The sequence below is a fragment of the Bradyrhizobium sp. UFLA05-109 genome, assembly GCF_054185165.1.
On sequence record NZ_JBBIAR010000134.1, the window covers coordinates 1 to 6790 of the forward strand.

Here is a 6790-nt window from a genome sequence, read left to right on the forward strand (position 1 = left end):
CTCGGCATTCAGTGACCGAGCGTTTGCTGTGGTAGTCCTGTCTCAATCTACCGCTCAGCTCCCCTCGGTTCGAAATCCGGCCTAATCAAAGGCGATCATTTCCTCTGCTTCGCCTGATCCGTGTCGTAGCGCGAACGAACTCGCTTTCAGGCCAAGCGTTTCGGGAACTCGCCCGCGCTAAGCTCGAACAGACGCGATCGAATCGTGGCCGTAGCGCGGCATCAACAGTGTTTCGATCGGCGGGACGTAGCGGAATGACGTCCTTGTCGCCCCCTTCAATCCACGAGGTGAATGCGCTGCATCACAACAATCTATTTTACCAATCCTAAGGAACACTGCTAGTCAATCCAGCGGTTGAGCTCGGGAAGGAGCGGTTCGTGAGGATTAATCGTCGACTGTTGAGGGCCGTTGCTCCAGGTGGGCTAATTCGGCACCTGTTCAACAGTAAGGCTGCAGAAAAAGCCCTTCGAGCGGTTGTCAGCAGGTCTGATCGGGCGAAATCCTCCCGCGCTCTGGAGGCCAGCGCGCCGTGATAGACGATTCGTGTACCAGAACGATGCATGAGGCAGCTATGACTATGACAGTGTACCTATCTCGAAAATCGAGGGCAGTTGAGCGCCTGAACCAAGCATATCGGGTGATGGCATTTGGTTTTTTTACGCAACTCCTTAGATATTTCGCTCTTCCCTTGCGCGCTTTCGCCAACTCATCTCCCACTCGACTAACAGCTGATGCTGCACCGCATACCCCCACTGAGCCGCCTGGAGAACAAGCTGGGCACTCTCGTTGCGGCAGTTTGCGTGTTCAATATCTTAAGCAGAGGATTGAGTTACAAATCGAAGAGATTGCAAGACTAATATGCGAGGACCAGAGCGCGCTTGAAGCAACCCGTCTCCTGAACGCACTTACAAACGAGCTGGTAGCGGCGAAGCTCGAGATGTGCTCGAAACTTGACGAACAAGCGGATAGTGCGCTCACAGGAGGGAAAGCGAACCACCTCGAACAGACGTACGGCAAACTGTACGAGCCGGAACAGCTTTTGATGCTGGGACGCATTTTTGATGAAGCGGTCTTGGCGTTACCCCAAAGCTTGCGAACTCCTTCCAACCGGACAGAGATCGCCAGACTCATTCTAGGACGTGCATCTTTTACTCAAATCGAACTTGGTCTTCTCGTTAAGCTAATTATCGCTCTTGTCGCTGTCGCTTGATTACTATTAGAACTTACTCCTGATCATAACGCGGTCATGAAGAGGACTTACGTCGCCAAATGAGAGATCGAGCTGCTTTCCGCGGCTCGACGCGTCCGAGGCAACCTTCGGCAGATCACCGGTATCTGATCTCGTCACTCGATTGACGAGGTCGCGCCAGAGCGACCGGCTTCCGGAACTGCGCTCACATAAGCCATAGCATCGATGCCGGATCTCTGCACCGACGGGCGCAACTTTTGGCACGGCGGACTGCCACCCGGGTAGTTCTGGACCCGCAGATGTTCGCACGCTCTCGGCACGCTATCGATCCGAAACGATGCTCGAGTCCCACTGCTTGTAATGACTTAGCGAATCAACGTTCAACCGAACGCGCGAACCACGGCGAAGATAATGGCTACCCACGTGGCCACGCAGAACAATAGGACGACGCGCCACGCTCTCACCCTGAATCGATTGCGCCAGCTGACTAGCTCCGACGCGCAACCGGTGAAGCAGCGGCCCAGCACGACCTCCATCATCTGATTGTAGTTGCGGAACTTGAACTCCGACCGATTTTTACGGATGTACTTGATCCGATCCTGAGGTGAGAAGCAGTCGGCCCATATTTTTTGAGCCTTCTCTTGCTCGTCTTCCTTAGACCGGCCGCAATTGTCGGCGAGAGGATAGTCGGCAGTCGGCGTCGCGGTGCTATGCTGTCTGCCGAGCACGTAAGTGGGGAGCTTATCCAATTGGAAAATGCGCCATTCATCCATGGTGCGTGCCTTTTCATATTCCGTTCATATTCCACGCTCCACGCCTACAATGTGACGCTACGTTAGCTTCAAGCCATTCCTTTGGTGCCCACTAAATCTAGTCGGCCCCAGCCGCTACCCTGCTCTCCTTGCCACCTCTCTCTTCTTGATGAGCGTGAGGACATGGGCTTTCGCTTCGCGACCAAGCAATCGTGGATGTCGACGTTGGGCTCACAACAGCGATTCGGCTGGCGTCGGAAGCGGCCCCTTCTCAGGCCACCGTCTTTGCCTGCTTGATCGCTCGCCCCATCCGCTTGGACGGACGTCGAACGGACCGTTTTTGCCTGCGCGTGGTCCCGTCTGGCGAAGCAAACTTGACGCCGCTTCTGGCTCGAAATTGCGCAGCATCGGCCACGAAGAACTTGCGACTTCGTGGACAGAGCCGCGAACCGCTTCGCCTTTCCTCATTCGTGTCGACTTGTCCTCTGGACCTTGTCGCCATGAGGTGCCTGGCGACGCCATGCGAATTCACACAATTTCGTCAAACCAGCCGCTCGTAGGGCTTGAATCGTACGTGGCGTCAAATTGTACGGTCTCGAACAACTGGCGGTGGTCTCCGGCGAGGCCGACGTCTCCAAGGACATCCACGGATCGCCAATGTCCCACCCCTTTTATGTTCACTCCGCGCGACGCTATCAGGATCCAGAAGCCCTCGCCGAAAACGGCGATGACCGACTTCCTCTAGACCTTGGATTGCTTGCGACCCCTGGCCCAAGTCAGGCTGCGCGTCACGGGATGTCCAACACGGAACACTGTGATGACAATGATCGACATGCTGTTCACTTGCGTCCGAGCCAAGTGTCGCAATTGTCTCTCATCTGTTGCTTTCGCAAGTGTTCGAGCCCGCTTGCAGTAACCGCCACTACGGCTCAGAGCCGCGCTCCGACCGCTGAGTTAACACGCGCGCTCTTGCAACCATCGCTGATCTGAGCCTTGGCCCCCATTCTTCTACTGGAGCCGGATTGGGTGTCCCGCAGGACGCTCAATATGGCAACAAACGACCATCAAAGAGGATCTCTTGAATTCGAAACCGCGTCCCCTCTCTCGCTGGGCCCATAGAACAGGTTGCCACGCAATCGCTTTCATTGCTCTTACGACCATGTCCTCTCTCACGTTTGAGCGCGCCGTCGCCCGAGATAAGCCAGCTACAGAGGAGGAGCAGAGGGCTTGCACACCGGACGTGTTTCGGCTCTGCAGCAGCGTCATACCGGATGTCGAGGCAATCACTGCTTGTCTCCGAACCAAGTTCAGCAGCTTGAGCGATCAGTGTCGCTACGTGATGTCAGCGCATGATAGCGCAAGGACAAAAGCAGGCTCGAAGTGACATCGGCGCGGCTTCGATGAGGCCCGGTAGGCTTCGCTCGAGCCCGACCTAAAGGGCACCGCTGCTGTTTCGCCCTGGCGTGATGAGTGCGGAAAGCTGCTCGTAGACCGACAGCTCTCGAATGTCGGAATTCCGACGTTGTTTGGACGAATACGCGAATGCAGACACTACCCTTCGATACGGTTCTGATCGCCAATAGGGGCGAGATAGCTGTTCGCATCATCAAGACGTTGCGCAAGTTGGGGTTACGCTCCGCAATCGTCTATCACGACGTCGATGCGGGCACGCCAGCGGTTTCCATGGCGGACACTGCGATCTCCATCGACGGTAGCTCTCCGACCGCGGCCTATCTCGATGCCGATCAGATTATCGCTTCGGCCTGCAAAGCACGGGCCGGGGCCTTGCATCCGGGATATGGATTTCTCTCGGAGAACGCGGAGTTCGCAAGAGCTGTTGCACGGGCAGGCATTGCATTCGTCGGTCCCAGTTCCGAAAGCATCGAACTGATGGGCGATAAGATTCGCGCCCGCAAATTTGTTCAGCGGAGTGGATTTCCCGTCGCGCCTTCGGTCGAGGAGGAAGACGATCCAGAGACCTTCTCTTCCAGAGCGCGGGACCTTGGTCTGCCCTTGTTAGTAAAACCTTCGGCTGGCGGCGGCGGCAAGGGCATGCGGATTGTGCGCAATCTCGACAACCTTGATGACGCGATTGCTCAAGTGCGCCGTGAGGGCCTACGTTACTTCGATGATGGTCGTCTCTACGTCGAGCGATATGCTGAAAGGCCACGCCACATCGAAGTGCAGGTGCTAGGCGATTCTTTCGGAGAGGTGGTTCATCTTTTCGAGCGAGAGTGCTCAGTGCAGCGCCGCTTCCAGAAAATCATTGAGGAGACGCCCTCACCTGCCCTGTCGCCAGAGCTGCGCAAACGAGTCTGCGAAATAGCGGTCGGCATCGCTCGCAGCGCAAACTATCAAAATGCTGGAACTGTCGAATTTATCTTCGATGGAAGTGAGTTTTATTTCCTTGAGATGAATACTCGGCTTCAGGTTGAGCACCCTGTGACCGAAATGGTCACCGGCATCGATCTAGTTGCCGAGCAGCTTCATATCGCCGCAGGTCGCGCGCTTCGCCTTTCACAGTCCGATATCGTCTCTAAAGGCCACGCGATTGAAGCTAGGATATATGCTGAGGCTCCTGAGCGCGACTACGCTCCGACGACCGGAACAATACTCATGCTGGACTATCCTCAGAGCGAGGGCCTACGAATTGACAGCGGCATTGTTCAAGGTCAGCAGATCACGACTGCATTCGATCCTATGCTCGCAAAGGTCATTGTACATTCGGCCACACGCCGGGACGCGGCACTAGCGTCGGAACGCGTCATGCGCGAGTTGGTGCTTCTTGGCTGCGAGACAAACGTCAATTTCCTCGCGCGTCTATTCGCTGACGAGACGTTTTTGAGCGGTCAGATCCATACCGGCTATCTCGATGAAAACCCGCACGTGGCAGCCGGCCAATGCGCGGGCGACATACCCGCCGTTCTAGCGGCCGCCGCCCTCCTGACGAGACCCGTTCGCGATTCAGCAGACGCCGTGCCCACGCTCCACGCGGAGATCGGCAAGTGGAGAAATTGACGTGACGCACTCTTTTACGCTTGATGCCGAGAACTATCAAATATGGCTTTCACGTAGCCAATACGGCTATCGTCTTCACCTGGACGACGAGGTGTTCGCTCCGGTGTCGTTTTCACATCTATTCGAGGGTAGCGGGACCCTTGCCATTGCGAGCGACTCCGTCCCAGTCAAATTCGCAATCGACGGTGATATTCTTCACCTACACATCCGCGGTAGGACGCACGTCTTACGATATCGCGATCAACTGCGAACGCTCGCTTGCTTGGACGAACAGGCCAACCACCTTGTGGCTCGCGCACCGATGCCTGGCGTCGTGATTGCAATCAAGGTTTCGCGCGGGGATGTCGTGTCCGCAGGCGCGACGCTGATGTTGGTTGAAAGTATGAAACTGGAATTCGTCGTGCGCGCTCCTCGGGGCGGCGTGGTCGAGCGCATTCACTTTGCAGTAGGTGAAAGTTTCGAACGGGACTCCGCGCTGGTTACATTTTCCGAGGAAGGACGCTGACGTGCAGCGAATTGTTTCCCGGGCGGACACCAGATCGCAGGAATTTCGCCTCAACGAGCTCCATAACCGGCGACTTGCGGCCGAATTGAAGGAGCGCCAGCGCTCTGCTCGCTTCGACCGACCGGCACGCGACCTTGGACGTCTGCGACAGCAAAACAAACTATTTGTTCGTGATCGGATCGAGGCATTGCTCGATCCCGCAACTCCGTTTCTCGAGCTTTCGACGCTGGCGGCCAACAAGGCATATGAAGGTGAGGTGCCCTGTGCAGCGCAGGTCGTCGGCATCGGTATAGTGGCGGGTCGCGAGGTCGTTGTTCATGCAGATGATGCCAGTGTGAAGGGCGGCGCTTGGTATCCACTATCCGTGAAAAAGATCGTACGCGCCTTGGATATCGCAATTGAGAACCGCCTGATGGTGGTCCATCTTTGTGACTGTGCCGGCGGATTCTTACCTTTGCAGGCGGAGTTCTTCGCTGATCGTTATCACGCAGGTCGCATCCTGCGTAACCAAGCAATCCTCTCCAAGATGGGGGTGCCGCAGGTTGCGATCGTAATGGGGCACTGTACCGCGGGAGGCGCCTACGTCCCGGCGCTGAGCGATTACAATATCATCGTGCAGGGGGCCGGAGCCATCTTTCTCGGCGGACCTCCAGTCGTAAAGGCCGCCACAGGAGAAGTCGTATCTGCCGAAGAGCTTGGTGGCGCTCGCATGCATACGAGCGTTTCGGGAACGAGTGACTACCTTGCGAACTCCGAGATGCATGCAATCGCCATTGCGCGGGACATTGTCGCTCGCATGACGCGTCCAACGAGAGAAGAGATTGAAAAATGCGCTCCGGAGTCCCCCGCCTATGATCAATCCGAACTATACGGCATCATTCCAAAGGATCCTCGCGTTCAGTTCGACATGCGGGAGATCATCGCACGTCTCGTTGATGGCAGCCGATTCCACGAATACCAGCCCGGCTATGGCCAATCCCTGGCTTGCGGTTTCGCGCGACTCCATGGATATCAGATCGGAGTTATCGCAAACAACGGCGTGCTGCAGAACGACAGCGTCCTGAAGGGAACCCACTTCATACAACTCTGCGATAAGAACCGGACGCCGTTGCTCTTCCTGCAGAACACCACCGGCTTCATGGTTGGACGGGAATACGAGGAGCGTGGCATCACGAAGGACGGTGCCAAGCTCATCATGGCCGTCTCTGGAGCGGAGGTGCCCAAGCTTACAGTGATTTGCAACAGCTCTCATGGAGCGGGGACATACGCCATGGCAGGTCGAGCCTTCGATCCACGCTTTATGTTTACCTGGCCACAGTCTCAGAT

At 56.4% G+C, this 6790-nt stretch carries 5 protein-coding genes; 4 read left to right on the forward strand and 1 reads right to left on the reverse strand.

Annotated features, from left to right (window positions below; all coding sequences use genetic code 11):
- Positions 1-571 precede the first annotated feature (571 nt).
- Positions 572-1210, forward strand: coding sequence for a hypothetical protein (locus tag Q3C01_RS44345; protein WP_458151645.1), 639 nt, complete (start codon positions 572-574; stop codon positions 1208-1210).
- A gap of 359 nt (positions 1211-1569) precedes the next feature.
- Here the strand turns inward: Q3C01_RS44345 and Q3C01_RS44350 are convergent, their stop codons facing one another.
- Positions 1570-1962, reverse strand: a complete 393-nt coding sequence (locus Q3C01_RS44350) for a hypothetical protein (RefSeq protein ID WP_458151646.1) — start codon at positions 1960-1962, stop codon at positions 1570-1572.
- A gap of 1521 nt (positions 1963-3483) precedes the next feature.
- Between Q3C01_RS44350 and Q3C01_RS44355 the strand changes: the two genes are divergently transcribed.
- The 3 genes from Q3C01_RS44355 to Q3C01_RS44365 all read left to right on the forward strand — a co-directional run.
- Positions 3484-4959 carry an acetyl-CoA carboxylase biotin carboxylase subunit gene (locus tag Q3C01_RS44355; protein WP_458151647.1) on the forward strand — a complete coding sequence of 492 codons (1476 nt, stop codon included), beginning with the start codon at positions 3484-3486 and terminating at the stop codon, positions 4957-4959.
- 1 nt (position 4960) lies between these two features.
- The gene (locus tag Q3C01_RS44360; protein WP_458151648.1) at positions 4961-5464 is read left to right on the forward strand and encodes an acyl-CoA carboxylase biotin carboxyl carrier protein subunit; all 504 of its coding nucleotides are present in this window, start codon (positions 4961-4963) and stop codon (positions 5462-5464) included.
- A gap of 1 nt (position 5465) precedes the next feature.
- On the forward strand, positions 5466-6790 hold a 1325-nt coding region (locus Q3C01_RS44365), incomplete at its 3' end, for an acyl-CoA carboxylase subunit beta (protein ID WP_458151649.1).

Coding starts and splice junctions, on each gene's coding strand:
- Q3C01_RS44345 (WP_458151645.1), top strand. CDS start 572: ATGACTATGACAGTGTACCTATCTCGAAAATCGAGGGCAGTTGAGCGC.
- Q3C01_RS44350 (WP_458151646.1), bottom strand. CDS start 1,962: ATGGATGAATGGCGCATTTTCCAATTGGATAAGCTCCCCACTTACGTG.
- Q3C01_RS44355 (WP_458151647.1), top strand. CDS start 3,484: ATGCAGACACTACCCTTCGATACGGTTCTGATCGCCAATAGGGGCGAG.